This window comes from Bacteroidota bacterium (assembly GCA_016718825.1).
Taxonomy (GTDB): domain Bacteria; phylum Bacteroidota; class Bacteroidia; order J057; family JADKCL01; genus JADKCL01.
In genome coordinates, this window is sequence record JADKCL010000038.1 from 1 (window position 1) to 14,334 (window position 14,334).

A 14,334-nucleotide genomic window follows, 5' to 3' on the forward strand; every position below is an offset into this window, starting at 1 on the left:
TTGGGCTGCGGGGCTAATCTGCTAATCGGAATCAATTCTACGCGAACAGATGTTGCCAGATTGCCTGGATCAGTGACGAAAACCATGATATCGTTGGTTCCGAGGCCAGTTTCAGCAATCCGCACGCCGGTGATGGTTGCTGGGTCTGTGACCAAATCGGCCTTGTCCGTCACGGTGACGTTGATGGTTTCCACGGCACCGACGGTTGCACCGTTGGCATCTTTCATGGTCACAGTGGCAATATATCCCAAGCCAAGTGGCGATGTGCTAAAGGTAATGTCCTTGTTCACATACCGTTTCTTGTTCTTGGCGGAGTTTTCTGCCTTAAACGGCAAATTAAAGGATGTGCTCGAAGGCACAGGACTGGAGGGAGAAACTGGCGTCAATCCCACCTCGACCGATGCAACGTCGTCAGCATCATCATGTTTGACCACGACGACGATTTTGTAGCTGACAGTACTATCACCGCCTACAATCTCCCGAATCCGAATATTCTTGACTTTGGGTGTATTTGCGGGCATGGGAAGCGGTGCGCAGGTGGCGTCTGCTAGCTGGAGATGGTCAGTCAAGCTGAAAGCTGGGGCACTTGCAAAGGCAGTCATGGTCATCGCAAAGGCGAAGCTGAGGAGGAGGAGTATTTTTTTCATTGTCGAATACATTTTCTGGTTGGATAAAGAATGCTGCAAACGTCGTCGAGCGTGGCCGTCTTCCATTGCGCCAATTCACCAACCGTCGGTTTGAATTCACAAAGCGCACCGCAGCACGGACGTGTGAAGGACTTTGTTTGCTTACCTTTAGACCGTGATGTCGCGCCCCGCACATGCTTTTTCGATTTGTCGATCCAGGGTGATCCTTGCGATGCTTTGGATGGCGATGATGGTGATCCAAAGTGGATTTTTGCGCGCACAACACCCCCTCTATTACCCCGTCAACGAGGAAAACGGCCTTCCCTCGGATGAAATCTACGAAGTGCAGCAGGACCGTTTCGGGCTCATCTGGGTCGCCTCCAACAATGGCCTGTTCAGCTATGACGGTATTCGGGTGCATCGCTTCGCGCATCCGAAAGAGAAAAACAGGGCCATCACCGCTGTCACCGTGGACGATCACGACCGTATTTGGTGCCGCAACACCGCTGGGCAAGTGTTTGGCGTCGTGGACGACAGCCTGAAGTTAATGTATGATCCTGATGCAGCAAATCCCGTTCGGGCGATTGCTTTTGACCCCGCCGGTGGCTTTTGCGCCATTGTCGGTAACAAGGTGCAGCGCTACGATGGCGATGGACGAGCCCGTGACAGCATTTCGCTTTTGCCTGAAATTTCAGTCTCCAATCAGGTCTTGGACGCAGCCATCCGCGGAGACAAACTTTTCATTTTTGTGGCCAATGAAGGGGTTTTTGAAGTCGATTTAAAGACTGGACAGAAAGCAAAGCGCTACGAATGTACCGTATTTGTAACGGGCGGCTTCAACTTCAAAGGGACAGACCTCTACCTGATGCTAATCGATCAGCGGGATCAGTCCAAGGCAATTCTTCGATTCAAGGCCGGGAAATTTGAACGAATTTACCAAACGGATCCCCTCGAAACCCCTGAGCGGTGGTTGCGCATCGTCCCGGAGGGCCGCGATCGCCTGTGGGTTTGTACGGGAAGCGGCGCCTTTCCCTTGCTGGCAAGCGCACAGGGCTGGACGAGTGGCTCCAAGCGGTTTCAGGGTACGCCGATCAGTTCGATGATGGTGGACGCAGAGGGGATCGAGTGGTTTTCGACGCTCAGTGAAGGGTTTTTGGTGGTGCCTTCGCCTGAAATCACACGCTTGGTGATCGATCAGGGTGACATCAAGGAAAACAACTTCACCTCGATTTGCACCTTGCCCGATGGAGATCTTATTGTCGGCAACTACTTTGGAAAGCTGTTTCGCATCTCGCCTGCGACCGCTGCAATTCAGGAAATTTGCGCCGGTCAAGACAATGAAGGCAGGTTTCAAGTGCGCAAGATTTTGTATGCCGAGCCGCAGCTGTTGGTGGCACGCGGTGTCATCTCCAACATCCAGCTGTCGACGCAGGCACTGCGTCGATTTCCCACGCTCCTGCATGCCCGGGATTTTGCGGTATCGGGGGAGGACCTGTACTTGGTTTTGCCCACTGTCGTGCGGCGCTTCTCCTATCACGGCAGCTTGAAGCCGGAGGAATCCTTTTGGGAAACCATTCATGGTCAGGGTGGTAGGGCGGTGGAGACTGACAACGAGGGGAATCCCTATTTCGCTTTCAACGACGGTCTTTATTGGCGCAAGGGAGGGGAAATGCAGGAAATCCTCTTGAATGGCGACAAGATTTTTGCCAACCTGCTGTGCGCCACCGTCGATGGCATGTGGGCGGCTGCGCCCGCAATCGGATTGCTCAAACTGCGCGGCAACAAGGTGGAGCGCGTGGTCGGAATGCAGGAAGGTTTGCCCGATCATAGTATCCGCGCAATTTGCGATGACGAAAGGAAACTCTATTTCTCGACGGAAAACCACATTGCGGCACTTGACCTGAAGTCGATGACGCTCAGTCAATTGAGTGCATCGATCGGGTTCAATCCCCATCACGTGAATGAAATGACGGTGATCAATGACCGTCTTTGGCTAGCCACCACCAAGGGGATCATCGCCTTGCCATTGCCGCTGAAACCTGTTGCATCGAAGGCACCACCAATCCGTATTCAACAAGCGACCCTCGACAATGAACCCGTTGATTTTCAAAATGGACTACAGATTCAGGACAGAAATAGCGATTTGCGCATCTCCTTCGAAGGCATTTCTTTTCGCAGCCGCAACCTCTTTCATTTCGAATACCGCATTGCCGCGATCGACAGCCATTGGGCACGCACCCCTGCAGAAGCCAACTTCGTCAACTATGCTTCCTTGCAGCCCGGGAGTTTCGATTTTGAGGTCCGAGCAGTGGATGAAAATGGCATTTGCAGTCCAGAACCCGCGGTTTTGCATTTCGAAGTGGCGACGCCATTTCAGCAGCAGCCCTTGTTTTTTGTCCTCATCGGCGTCGTCGTGCTCCTCATTTCCTTCGCCATTTTTCAAGTCAGGTTGCGCTACCTCCGTCGCCGTCACCGGATTCAGGAACAATTGATTCATTCGCAGCTCACCGCCCTCAAGGCCCAAATGAATCCGCATTTCATGTTCAATGCGCTCAATTCTATCCAGGATTTCGTGATCAGCAAAGACGTGCGCAACTCCAATCTTTACCTCACCAAGTTCAGCACGCTGATGCGCAAGGTGCTTGATGCCTCTGGGCAGAATCAGGTGCGTTTGAGCGACGAAATCGACATGCTTCGGCTTTATTTGGATCTTGAGCAGTTGCGGTTCGGAGCAGAGATGACCTATACCATCGAATGCGCAGCGGATGTCGATGCCGATGGGATTTTCTTACCCTCGATGATCATCCAGCCCTTTGTCGAAAATGCAATCAAGCATGGATTGCTGCACAAGAAAGGGGAGAAGCGGCTGGAGATCAGATTCAAAGTTATAGATAATGAATTGGTATGCAACATCTTGGACAACGGCGTAGGCCGCAAACGCAGCGCCGAAATCAAGGCAAGAGCCACGGTAGCACATGCATCGTTTTCGACGGCTGCTACCGTAAAGCGCCTGGATTTGATCCGGAGTTTGTATGGGGATTCGGTAAATTTGGTGATCATAGATTTGGAGGCGAATGGAGAGGCGCAGGGCACCGAGGTAAAATTGACCTTGCCGATCATGAACCCAAAGCACCCACTGATGAATTGACCGGTGTGTTGTGGCCGACTGCAGCTAAATTTGGGATTCAATATTCTAGGAAATGGAAGAAAGGCAACTCAAAGCCATCATCATCGACGACGAAGAGCGGGCAAGAACCTCCCTGGGAACCTTGCTGTCGGAATTTTGCCCCGAGGTGCAGGTCATCGGCACGGCCGCCAACGTGCCCGATGGTGTCCTCGCAATCAATAAGTTGAGGCCAGATCTCGTCTTCCTCGACATCGAGATGCCCGAATACAACGGTTTCGAGTTGCTAAGCTTTTTCCGGGACGTAGACTTTGAATTTGTGTTCGTCACCGCCTACAATGAATATGCCCTCCGCGCATTCGAAGTCTCCGCCGTGGATTACCTGCTCAAACCTGTCGAAATTGGCCTCTTGCAAGCCGCGGTCGCCAAGGCGCAACAACGCCGCTTTGCCAACTCCATGCAGCAGCGCATCGACGTCCTGAAAGAAGCCTTCAAAGGCGACGACCTCAAACGCATCGCCCTCACCGTCAACGATGGACTGATCTTCGTCGACGTAGCCGATATCGAATTGCTGGAAGCCGATGGCGCCTACACAAAAGTGATTCTCCATAACGGCACCCACATGCTCGTGAGCAAAAAACTGAAGCTATTCGAAGACATCCTCCTGCACCGCCCCAATTTTTCGCGCCCGCACCGGAGCTATATCCTCAACCTGAATTTCGTTAAGAAGTATGCCCGAGGAGAAAGTTTGCTCTTGATGGACAATGGAACGAGCGTCCCCGTGGCGCGGGAAAGAAAAGCAAGAATTTGAATCGATGCTGAAGGATTTGCAAATCGCGATGTGAATGATCAAGAGCTTGGATTGGCTGAGCCTTTTCAGGATTCTGAAGGATTCTGGCCTATCTACCAATCTTCCCGGGCGTGATGCCGGTGACTTTCTTGAACGCCCGCACAAAATAGTTGGGATCTGAAAATCCCGATGCATAACAGGCTTCTTTCACGCTGATGCCTTCTTGTTGTAACAGCAACCGTGCATGGGTGATTCGCTCGTTGAGCACAAATTGCTTCGGCGATATTCCAAATGCGGTCGTGAATTCGCGGTACAGCTGGGATTTGCTCATACCCGTGATTTTGCAGAGCTGCGCGACGGTAATCTCGGACGTGAGGTTGCGGTGAACAAATTGCAACAGCGCTGCGAATGGGGTGAAGTCCTTGGCCAAATTCGGGGAAAGCAGGGCCCGCAATTGCTGCTCCTGAACAATGCCCAATACCAATTCCTTGAGTGCCAATTCGGCAAAGGTATCCTTGCGCGGATGCCCGCTTGTGATCACACGCAGGAGCTTTTCCGTGATGCGCGCGATGCTTTCCGTATTTCGCAGGTGGGCATCGCCGACGTTGATCTGCCAACTGCTTTGCAAAGCGGTCGGCAACATCGACATGTTCAGGAAATCCAATTGCTGCTGCAAATAGCCGTCTTCGATGACCAAAGCCGTGCATTGCGTCGGCGTTTCCAAGTTGGCATCCGGAAAGTCTATGCGCATCAGCGTCTCGCGCGGACAGATCACCGTTTCGCCAGGCACGTAGTCAAAGTCCTGAATGCCATCGAGGTGCATCACCTTGCGACCGCGCAACATCGAGGTGACCGTAAATCCGCCAAACTTGAGATGGAAATCCGATGCCGGACGCAACGTCTGGTAAATGTTCAACTCGCAGCGTTCCAATGAAAACGACGAACGGTGCTCGACATCCGACTGAAGCTTGGCCAAGGGAACCATTGGCAGGGGCGATATGTAGTTGCTGACCAAGTCGCAATGCTGATTGGAGATATGAAGTTATGGAGAAAACAGCACAGAATTCCCATTTGGGAAGTTTGTGCTGCGAATTGGGAAGTTCGTGCAGTCGGAATGCCGATTCGAAGGCGAATTTCGATCAAATCTTAATTTCAATTGTTATGGCAACTTTAGTATCTCCTTCATCTACAGTATTTCCGGGCACGAACATCAGCTTCAAGCCCAAGTATGACAACTTCATCGGCGGGGAGTTTGTAGCTCCTGCGAATGGTGCCTACTTCGACAATATCTCGCCGATCAACGGGCAGGTATTTACACAGGCAGCACGTTCCACCCAAGCCGACATCGAAAAGGCCTTGGACGCTGCTTGGGCCGCATTCCCCCGCTGGAGCAAGTCCTCCGCGGCCTCCCGTTCCAACCTGCTGCTCAAAATCGCGCAGATCATGGAAGACAACCTCGAGTACCTCGCCACCGTCGAAACCATTGACAACGGCAAGGCCATCCGCGAAACGCTCGCTGCCGACTTGCCGCTCTGCATCGACCACTTCCGTTACTTTGCCGGCGTGATCCGTGCGGAGGAGGGAGGCATCTCCGAACATGACGAAACGACGGTTTCCATCAACCTCCATGAACCCATCGGCGTTGTCGGTCAGATCATTCCCTGGAATTTTCCCTTGTTGATGGCCACTTGGAAAATCGCACCTGCACTTGCTGCCGGTTGCTGTGTCGTTGTCAAGCCTGCCGAGCAGACCCCGACTTCGATCCTCGTTCTCATGGAGCTGTTGGCCGATGTCTTGCCTGCCGGTGTGCTCAATGTCGTCACGGGATTCGGTCCAGAGGCTGGCAAACCGCTTGCGACTTCGCCGAGAATCAACAAGGTGGCCTTCACCGGTGAAACCACCACGGGGCGCCTCATCATGCAATACGCCTCCGAAAACCTCATTCCGGTGACCATGGAACTGGGCGGAAAATCTCCCAATATTTTCTTCGAGTCTGTTGCTGCCCATGACGATGCCTTTTTTGACAAGGCTGTCGAAGGGGCCGTCATGTTTGCGCTGAACCAAGGCGAGGTTTGCACCTGCCCCTCCCGAATTTTGGTCCATGAAAACATCTACGACCGATTCATGGAGCGTGTGATTGCCCGCACCAATGCCATCGTGATGGGTAATCCGCTGGACAGCAGTACAATGATGGGCGCGCAGGCTTCCGAAGATCAGTACAAGAAGATTCTGAGCTACTTTGACATTGGCAAGCAGGAAGGTGCAAGCCTGCTCTGTGGCGGAGCACCAAAATCGCTGAATGGTGGCCTCGAAAACGGTTATTACATTCAACCGACGATTTTCAAAGGCAACAACAAAATGCGCATTTTCCAGGAGGAAATCTTTGGTCCGGTGACTTCGGTGACGACGTTCAAAGACACCGAGGAGGCCATTGCCATTGCCAACGATACGCTTTACGGCTTGGGCGCAGGCGTTTGGACGCGCGACGCGCATGAGATTTACCAAGTGCCGCGCGCCATTCAGGCCGGACGTGTTTGGGTGAATTGTTACCATGCCTATCCGGCCCATGCGCCGTTTGGTGGCTACAAAAAATCCGGATTTGGCCGCGAAAATCACAAGATGATGCTGTCGTATTACCGGCAGACCAAGAATATGCTCATCTCGTATTCGAAGGAAAAACTTGGATTTTTTTGAGGTGAAGGAAGGTGCCGAAGGTCGCATCCGGGCTTGGGAAACCAGGCTCGGATGTGCCATGTTTCAACCATTAATTCATTGAGAATGATGACGCCACGTATCATTGCAACATTGGAAGCCTTGGCGCTGATCGCCGAATTGAAATCGCTTCATGGCCCGCTGATGTTTCATCAGAGCGGCGGCTGTTGCGACGGCTCCCAGCCCATGTGTTTCCAAAAAGGCGAATTCCGCATCGGTTACAGCGATGTATGCCTCGGAGAGGTCGTCGGGATCGAATTTTTGGATGGCAAAAGACCAATTCGCATTCTGGGAACATACGCAGTTGATCCTCGACGTGACCAATGGCCGCGGCTCGAGTTTTTCATTGGAAATTCCGCTTGGAAAGCGGTTTTTCATTCAATCACGTGTTTTTGAGGCGCTGGAGCTGACGGAATTGGAGCCGGTCCGATTTTTGGAGGATTGACAATAGCCGCTTTTTGCGTGGTTGAAATGCCTGTCCGAGCTGTTTGGGCAGGCATTTTCCATTGTAGGGCTTCGAATTCCAGTTCTTCTTAAGTGAATTTTGAGGAAGGCGAATCTGATGATGGATGATTGTCGATAAATTTATTTAGACAAGTCTAAAAATAGTTTTAGGTTTGTGGAAATGAAAAGAATCATGAATCGAATTTCTGCAATGTGGTTGATCGTCATCGGATTGCAGGGCTGTGCGGCATTTGAGCCGCCAGCTCCTTCCGACGATTCCTTGCTCGACGGTCCGATCAGCGGACTTTCAGGGGAGGAGAATCGCCGATTTTTGGCAGGAGATGTGGCTTTCAACGACGAAGTGTTTACCCGTAGCACCGGACTCGGGCCGATTTTTGTTGCCACGAGTTGCGGCACCTGCCATGCCGGCGACGGAAAAGGACATCCTTTTTCAGCATTGACAAGATTTGGCCAAACCGACAGCACGGGCAACCAATTTCTCGATCAAGGCGGTCCGCAATTGCAGCATTTGGCGATTCCGGGATTTCAACCTGAACAGTTGCCCGCCGGAGCGACTTCGTCCTTGTTTATTCCGCCGGCCAATACGGGTTTGGGCTACTTGGAAGCTGTATCAGACGCTGACATTTTGGCCATGGCCGATCCGCTTGACATCAACGGCGACGGCATTTCCGGGGTGCCCAATTACATCGAAATGCCCGCTTTTGTGAGGCCTGCTGCGAATGCCATCCCGCGCAGCGGCAAGTATATCGGTCGCTTCGGCCGCAAGGCAGCTGCCTATAACTTGCTCCATCAGACTGTGAATGCCTATTATCAGGACATGGGAATTGCTTCCGAATATTTTCCGGTAGACATCCTGACCAATCAGGCTTGTGATCCCGAGGTTTCGATGCAAACAATGTCGGACCTTGTTTTTTACCTGCAGACGCTCAAAGCACCCATTCAGCGCACGCCATCCGACGCGACGGTGGGTACAGGCAAACAGTTGTTCATTCAGATTGGTTGTGAAGCCTGCCACAGGGCAAACCTTCAAACGTCCGTATCCGACATTGCCCCACTTTCGCAGGTCACTTTTCATCCCTACACCGACCTGTTGATGCACGACATGGGCAGCGGCCTCGACGATGGTTATACCGAAGGTACCGCCCTTACCTCCGAATGGCGTACCACCCCGCTTTGGGGCCTCGGATTGTCAGCCAATTCGCAAGGAGGAAGCCTGTATTTGATGCATGACGGCAGAGCGCATTCGATCCAAGAAGCGATTGAATTACATGGGGGAGAGGCGGCAGGGAGCAAGGATAGATACTTGCAATTGACTGAAAATGAAAAAGATGCCGTGATCACCTTTCTCAATTCGCTGTAAGCCATGGACAGAAAATCATTTCTCAAAAGTTGTGGTGTTGCCTGTTTGGGTGCCGGCTTCCTCGTGAGTTTCCTTGAATCCTGCGGCACCACGAAACGCATCCAAGCACCCATCGAATCTTCAGATTTGGTCGTTGACCTGTCTGCATTCGACAACAAGGGCAAAAAGGACAATCCGTTTCACATGGCAGTCATCGCCGACAACGAAATCTTGCAGGATCCGATCTGCATTTTCCGGTCTGCGGATGGCCAAACCTTCACTGCGCTGCTGATGCGCTGCACGCACCAAGGTGCGCAACTGCAACTCTTTGGCGACAAGCTCCAATGCCCGGCGCATGGCAGCGAATTTGATCCGAAAGGTGCTGTCGTTCAGGGCCCTGCCGTCGATCATTTGCGCACATTTCCCGTTTCGATTCAAGGCGCTCAACTCCGAATTTCCCTCAAATGAAAGCGTTGAAATACATCCTTTTTGCGACGGCCTCGTTCCTGATTTCTTCCGCAGCGATCGGCCAAATCGACAGCACCTTGCTGAAACGCATTCCGACCGACACATCCAAGGCGACCCTCAACATGGATGCGATCTACAACCGGCCGTTTCTCACTTTGGGTAAATCTCCCGTCGCCTTGGGCGGCTATGTCGAGGCCAATTGGCAACATCTCGGGACAGACGGTGTTTCAGACGGTCATCAGTTCCAATTTCGGCGAATGACCCTGTTTGCGAGTGCGGCGATCGGGAGGAGGATCAAGTTCCTCAGCGAAATTGAATTCGAAGAAGGAGGGAAGGAGATTGCGGTCGAATTTGCAGCGATGGACGTCGAATTGTTGCCTTTGCTGAACCTTCGTGGCGGCATGATCGTGAATCCGATCGGCTGCTTCAACCAAAACCACGACGGACCCAAATGGGAATTCATCGACCGCCCGATTTCGGCGACGCAGATGTTGCCCGCTACCTGGAGTAATGCCGGATTTGGCCTCTATGGCAAGTATTACCGCCGCAATTGGATGGTCGGTTACGAAGTTTACGCCTCCGGCGGATTTGATCCGTCGATCATCGAAAATACCCAAAACCGCACCTTTTTACCCGCAGCCAAACAAAATCCGACCCGATTTGAGGAAATCGCGAGTGGCGTACCGATGCTCACTGCCAAAGTTGCCGCACGCAACCTCAAAATCGGCGAAATCGGCCTTTCCTACATGGGCGGCGTGTACAACCAATTCCAGATCGACGGCTTGCCCATCGATGAAAGGCGACGCTGCGATGTATTTGCCGTGGATGTCAATTTTCAGGTTCCCAAAGCCAAAACCTATTTCACTGGTGAATGGGCTTGGGTATTTGTCGATGTCCCGACGGATTATGCGCAGCAATTCGGCAGCCGTCAGCACGGCGGGTTTTTGGACATTGTGCAGCCCCTCAAGTCGGGCAAATTCCTCGGTTGGAAAAACGCGACCCTCAACGTCGTCTGCCGCCTCGAATATGTGGATTGGAACGTCGGGACCTTCCGCGAGACGCAGGGCAACATCTCCGACGATGTTTGGAGCATTGTCCCCGGCATCAGCTTCCGCCCGAGTCCGCTCACCGTCCTCCGCCTTAATTATCGCTATATGCAACAGCAAGACCTGCTCGGAAACCCACCCGCAACCACCGGAGGAATGGGATTTGGCGTAGCAACCTACTTTTAAGTGAAAAGTGAAAAGTGAAAAGTGAAAAGTCGCAAGTGAAACGTGAGCAACTCTTATAGTTTTCACTTAACTACTCACTTCTCAAAGTCGCACTTTGCCCGCAATGCACTTTTTCACTTTTCACTAAAAGTCTCGTTGGCCCGCAACGCAACTTTTCACTTATAGTTTTTCACTTTTCACTTTTCACTTAATAATGTTGTCGATTTTCCAGCTTCCGCCTTCATCGACCATCGTGACCTTGACACAATGCTTCGAATTGTCAAAGGAGGCAGTGTAGCAGACCTTGTACTGATCCTTGGCAGCAGATTCGGGCGTGATTTCCAGGTTTTCAGCCCATTTTTCCTCAACGTCTTGCGCATTCAGGAAGGGGTCGGCGTCGAGTTCCGCGTCGGCAATCTGCACCAAAAATTTGGCCGTACAATGCTTCGCCTTGAGCGATTCAATTTTGGCGTGATCTTCGGGAACTTTGCTGCTTTCGCGGATATAACTCTGATAAAAAACTTTCAAGGAATCCATTGACTGTGCGTCTGTACCTGAAGAACAGGCTGTGAAAAAGAAAATGCTCAAAAGCGTTATTCCGCTCAAGAGAAAGGATCGGCGTTTTCTCATGATTACATTCGATAGACGACGTTTCCAGGCTTGTGCTTGCGATAGTCGCCGCCGGCCCAGTAATCCCTTTGCTTGAAGTCAGAAACCCATTGCGAGCCGTTCCACATTTGGATGTGTCCGTGTTCGTGGTACTTCTTGTCGCCTTGGAAGGCTTCAAAAACGGCAATGTCGCCCTTTTCATAGGCTGACGTGCTGATCTGCTTGAAGCCCAAGGTCTCGAGGTAACCTTTGTATTTGCAGGCTGAAACAGGGTTGTTGGGGGTCGCGACACCACCTGCGTTGATGGCCATGCGCACGTATTTGGCGCATTTGCCCAACGAACCTTCGGAGGCATTCGCATTCAAAGCTGCGACGGCCTTGTCGACATCAAACTTGGACTTCGCTGCCGGGGACTGGGCTTTGGGTGCAGGCGTATTGGTCTTCGCTGCGGCTTCTTTGCCCGCTCCGTCCTTGGTCGGGGTAACTTTGGCAGGCGTGGAAGCTGTGGCATTCAAATAGCCTAGCGCTTTGTCGAGTTGATTTCCATAAATCACCGAGTTGCTGAACTCTGCCTTGATATCTGCCACGACATCCGAACCATGTGCAGTTTTGTAGGCAGACTTGAAGCCGGAGATGAGGGCTCCATCATTTTTGAGCTTGGCGAGGCTGGCATAAACCGCATCTTCGTCGGTGCCAAAGCCGGTGTAGCCGCCAAACATGGCTTCCCAAACGGCATTCGCAATCGCGCCAAGATCCGGGGCAGCGGGTTTTTCAGATCCCTTTGCCGGGGTTGAAGCCGGGCTTTTGGTGGTCGCCGTCGAGATGAAATCCTTGGAGACCCATTGACCTTGTCCGATGCAGTACCAACCCGTTACTTCGCCATAAATGGTCACGCCGCTTCCCTTGCCCAGCTTGTTTCCAGTTTTATCGTATTGTGTACCAGGTCCTTTGCGAATATTGACGCCATCACCTGTGGCTGTACCCGATCCGGTTGCGGCACCGATTTTAAAGTCAAATCCCGTACTGGGCTTGGTTTCAGGCGCTTTTGGCGCAGTGGTCGTGACACCTGCAAGTGCGCGGAGAGCTGCTTGGAAGTCTTGCACACGCACGGGCGTCTGCGCGTACCAAGCACTGTCCTGGCATTCCAAAGCGGCTTTTTCCCATTCGCCTTGTGTCATATAGGTCCACGTCTTTTTGAATTTCGTGTTCCAAGCGGTTCCCAATTGGAAGTTGACCGAGGCGAGTGCGATGATGAATCCTTCCGAGGCTACACCCAAAGTTGAGGCCTGGGCGCTTGCGGCATCGTAGGCCTTTTTGGCGTCTTGCGAGGCCCAACCATTCAAAATATTGTCGGGAACTGTGGTTCCGACAGGATAGGTTTCCTTCTGGGAGGATGTAAGCAAGTGGCCCAGTCCGACGGTAGGCAGACCACGTGAGTCGAGGTAAACCTTTGTGCGCCAGCCTTCTCTCACTTTTAAATGCGCGATAAATTCGGCGGGCACACCGTTGACTTCCATTTCTCCCTCGCCCTCTTTCTTTTGGATGGGATCCGCTTTCAATTGAAAGGCAGGGGGAGTCATCGTTTGTACGTTTCCGACAGGACCTTCGGACTCATTGGAGGATTGAGTCGACTTGGCGTTGATTTTCTCTTGAGGAACCATGTGAATTGACTTTAGACAAAATGACCCCATGAAATTGCCATTTTTCGCTCAAAAATCCAAGGATGGGGATAACAATTCCTGTAGACCGCCTTCCGAGCTTCAATCCCGATTCCACGACTACCCAAAAATGTCCTTATCGCCGGTTGTAAGTGAAAAGTGAAAAGTGAAAAGTGAAAAGTGAAAATTGAAAAGTGAAAAGTCACCTTCAGAAGTTCAGCAACTTTTCACTTTTCGTTATTCACTTTTCACTTATGGTTATTCACTTTTCACTCTTTGATGAACTTGATGGCTTTGCCCGTGTTCAAGTCACGCAGGAAATAGATTCCCGATTCGAATTCGGATACATCCAGCGTTTTTTCAGTTTCGATGGCAATTGTGCTGTGATGCTTGCCCAAAACATCCACCACGGTGATGGTTGTAGGTTGTGCGACAGCGATTTGTAACATGGAATTCGTTGGATTTGGGAATACGGTGATGGCTTGGGCGGGATTGGCCTGCGGATCAATGGCCAAAGCTGGATTGAGCTCGTTGTACAGGGTAATGACCTCGGATTCACCCAATTTGCGGTTGTAAACGCGCATGTCATCGAGTTGGCCATTGAAGAAATTGGCCATGTTTTCCGAGTGATAACCGAGTACCAACGGGCGCCCGGCTACATTAAATTGACCACCAAACCATCCCATGTCATGTGCCACGTATTGACCATCGACATAGATAATGGTGCTGTCCATATAACCATGTACAAAAACGACGTGCTTCCAACTTCCGCTGATGTCTCCCACAAGGGCAGACCTGTCATCGCTCGCGCTGCAACGTTCAAAAGTCCAGACGTTTTTGCTGATCCCGCCAAACTGCGGATTAGCAATGACAGAGATGTTGTATTGGCTGTAATTGGAAGTGGCGCCATCTCTTTTGCTGAAGATCACACCTTGCTGCGCGACGGTATAATTCACCCACAACGAAATGCTGAAGTCGCCAGTACCCATCTGAAATTCAGCACCATCTGTGAGGTCAATGTGGTCATCAATTCCATCAAAGCTATAGGCCATGTCTGCGTTGCCAAAGCGGTCAGTGGTTAGCGTGGCGCCGGTCACGGTACCATGGTTACTGCCAACTTCGTCGTCGGCATTGCCGCCGTTGAAGGAGTATTTGGCGACGAGTCCATTGGTAACTTGGGCTTGAATGGCCATGTTGCCGCCAAGTAGCAAAACAATAAGAAGTAGAGTTTTTCGCATAATAGGATACTTAAGATTTCCAGTGCCAAAGTACCTGTAGCCGATGGATCGGGTCTGTTTTTGTTCAGGAACGGCCCGTTTTGTGCAGGAATGG

At 51.8% G+C, this 14,334-nt stretch carries 11 protein-coding genes and 1 pseudogene; 7 read left to right on the forward strand and 5 right to left on the reverse strand.

The window, feature by feature from the left end; genetic code table 11:
• On the reverse strand, nucleotides 1–647 hold a 647-nt coding region (locus IPN95_25580), incomplete at its 3' end, for a hypothetical protein (GenBank protein MBK9452731.1).
• Nucleotides 648–846: 199 nt separating this feature from the next.
• Between IPN95_25580 and IPN95_25585 the strand changes: the two genes are divergently transcribed.
• Together IPN95_25585 and IPN95_25590 are read left to right on the forward strand one after the other, a co-directional pair.
• Nucleotides 847–3,774: a histidine kinase gene (locus tag IPN95_25585; protein MBK9452732.1), complete on the forward strand. Its 2,928-nt coding sequence runs from the start codon at nucleotides 847–849 to the stop codon at nucleotides 3,772–3,774.
• A gap of 52 nt (nucleotides 3,775–3,826) precedes the next feature.
• Entirely contained in the window at nucleotides 3,827–4,561 is a 735-nt protein-coding gene (locus IPN95_25590; protein MBK9452733.1) for a response regulator transcription factor, read from the forward strand.
• An 88-nt stretch (nucleotides 4,562–4,649) separates the two neighbouring features.
• On the opposite strand, the gene IPN95_25595 is transcribed toward IPN95_25590, so the two are convergent.
• Complete coding sequence (locus IPN95_25595) at nucleotides 4,650–5,525, reverse strand: helix-turn-helix domain-containing protein (GenBank protein MBK9452734.1); 876 nt, start codon at nucleotides 5,523–5,525, stop codon at nucleotides 4,650–4,652.
• A gap of 176 nt (nucleotides 5,526–5,701) precedes the next feature.
• Between IPN95_25595 and IPN95_25600 the strand changes: the two genes are divergently transcribed.
• The 5 genes and pseudogenes from IPN95_25600 to IPN95_25620 all read left to right on the forward strand — a co-directional run bounded on the left by IPN95_25600 (nucleotide 5,702) and on the right by IPN95_25620 (nucleotide 10,756).
• On the forward strand, nucleotides 5,702–7,234 hold the full coding sequence (locus IPN95_25600; protein ID MBK9452735.1) for an aldehyde dehydrogenase: 1,533 nt from the start codon (nucleotides 5,702–5,704) through the stop codon (nucleotides 7,232–7,234).
• An 87-nt stretch (nucleotides 7,235–7,321) separates the two neighbouring features.
• Nucleotides 7,322–7,697 (forward strand): annotated as a pseudogene (locus IPN95_25605) (DUF779 domain-containing protein).
• Between the two features lie 192 nt (nucleotides 7,698–7,889).
• A complete protein-coding gene (locus IPN95_25610; protein ID MBK9452736.1) occupies nucleotides 7,890–9,077 on the forward strand; it encodes a c-type cytochrome in 1,188 nt (395 codons plus the stop codon).
• Nucleotides 9,078–9,080: 3 nt separating this feature from the next.
• Nucleotides 9,081–9,524 (forward strand): Rieske 2Fe-2S domain-containing protein, encoded by a 444-nt coding sequence (locus IPN95_25615; protein MBK9452737.1) that lies wholly within the window; start codon nucleotides 9,081–9,083, stop codon nucleotides 9,522–9,524.
• Nucleotides 9,525–9,529: 5 nt separating this feature from the next.
• Nucleotides 9,530–10,756: a hypothetical protein gene (locus IPN95_25620; protein ID MBK9452738.1), complete on the forward strand. Its 1,227-nt coding sequence runs from the start codon at nucleotides 9,530–9,532 to the stop codon at nucleotides 10,754–10,756.
• A 183-nt stretch (nucleotides 10,757–10,939) separates the two neighbouring features.
• Here IPN95_25620 and IPN95_25625 read toward each other — a convergent pair whose 3' ends face one another.
• The 3 genes from IPN95_25625 to IPN95_25635 all read right to left on the reverse strand — a co-directional run bounded on the left by IPN95_25625 (nucleotide 10,940) and on the right by IPN95_25635 (nucleotide 14,240).
• Nucleotides 10,940–11,365 carry a DUF3828 domain-containing protein gene (locus tag IPN95_25625; protein ID MBK9452739.1) on the reverse strand — a complete coding sequence of 142 codons (426 nt, stop codon included), beginning with the start codon at nucleotides 11,363–11,365 and terminating at the stop codon, nucleotides 10,940–10,942.
• Nucleotides 11,366–11,367: 2 nt separating this feature from the next.
• Nucleotides 11,368–13,005 carry a hypothetical protein gene (locus IPN95_25630; protein ID MBK9452740.1) on the reverse strand — a complete coding sequence of 546 codons (1,638 nt, stop codon included), beginning with the start codon at nucleotides 13,003–13,005 and terminating at the stop codon, nucleotides 11,368–11,370.
• Nucleotides 13,006–13,271: 266 nt separating this feature from the next.
• Entirely contained in the window at nucleotides 13,272–14,240 is a 969-nt protein-coding gene (locus IPN95_25635) for a T9SS type A sorting domain-containing protein (protein MBK9452741.1), read from the reverse strand.
• Between the last annotated feature and the right edge of the window lie 94 nt (nucleotides 14,241–14,334).

Bases quoted from the DNA above. Each gene is read 5' to 3' on its own strand.
- IPN95_25600 (MBK9452735.1), top strand. From the start codon at position 5,702: ATGGCAACTTTAGTATCTCCTTCATCTACAGTATTTCCGGGCACGAAC.
- IPN95_25590 (MBK9452733.1), top strand. From the start codon at position 3,827: ATGGAAGAAAGGCAACTCAAAGCCATCATCATCGACGACGAAGAGCGG.
- IPN95_25625 (MBK9452739.1), bottom strand. From the start codon at position 11,365: ATGAGAAAACGCCGATCCTTTCTCTTGAGCGGAATAACGCTTTTGAGC.
- IPN95_25630 (MBK9452740.1), bottom strand. From the start codon at position 13,005: ATGGTTCCTCAAGAGAAAATCAACGCCAAGTCGACTCAATCCTCCAAT.
- IPN95_25595 (MBK9452734.1), bottom strand. From the start codon at position 5,525: ATGGTTCCCTTGGCCAAGCTTCAGTCGGATGTCGAGCACCGTTCGTCG.
- IPN95_25635 (MBK9452741.1), bottom strand. From the start codon at position 14,240: ATGCGAAAAACTCTACTTCTTATTGTTTTGCTACTTGGCGGCAACATG.
- IPN95_25610 (MBK9452736.1), top strand. From the start codon at position 7,890: ATGAATCGAATTTCTGCAATGTGGTTGATCGTCATCGGATTGCAGGGC.
- IPN95_25615 (MBK9452737.1), top strand. From the start codon at position 9,081: ATGGACAGAAAATCATTTCTCAAAAGTTGTGGTGTTGCCTGTTTGGGT.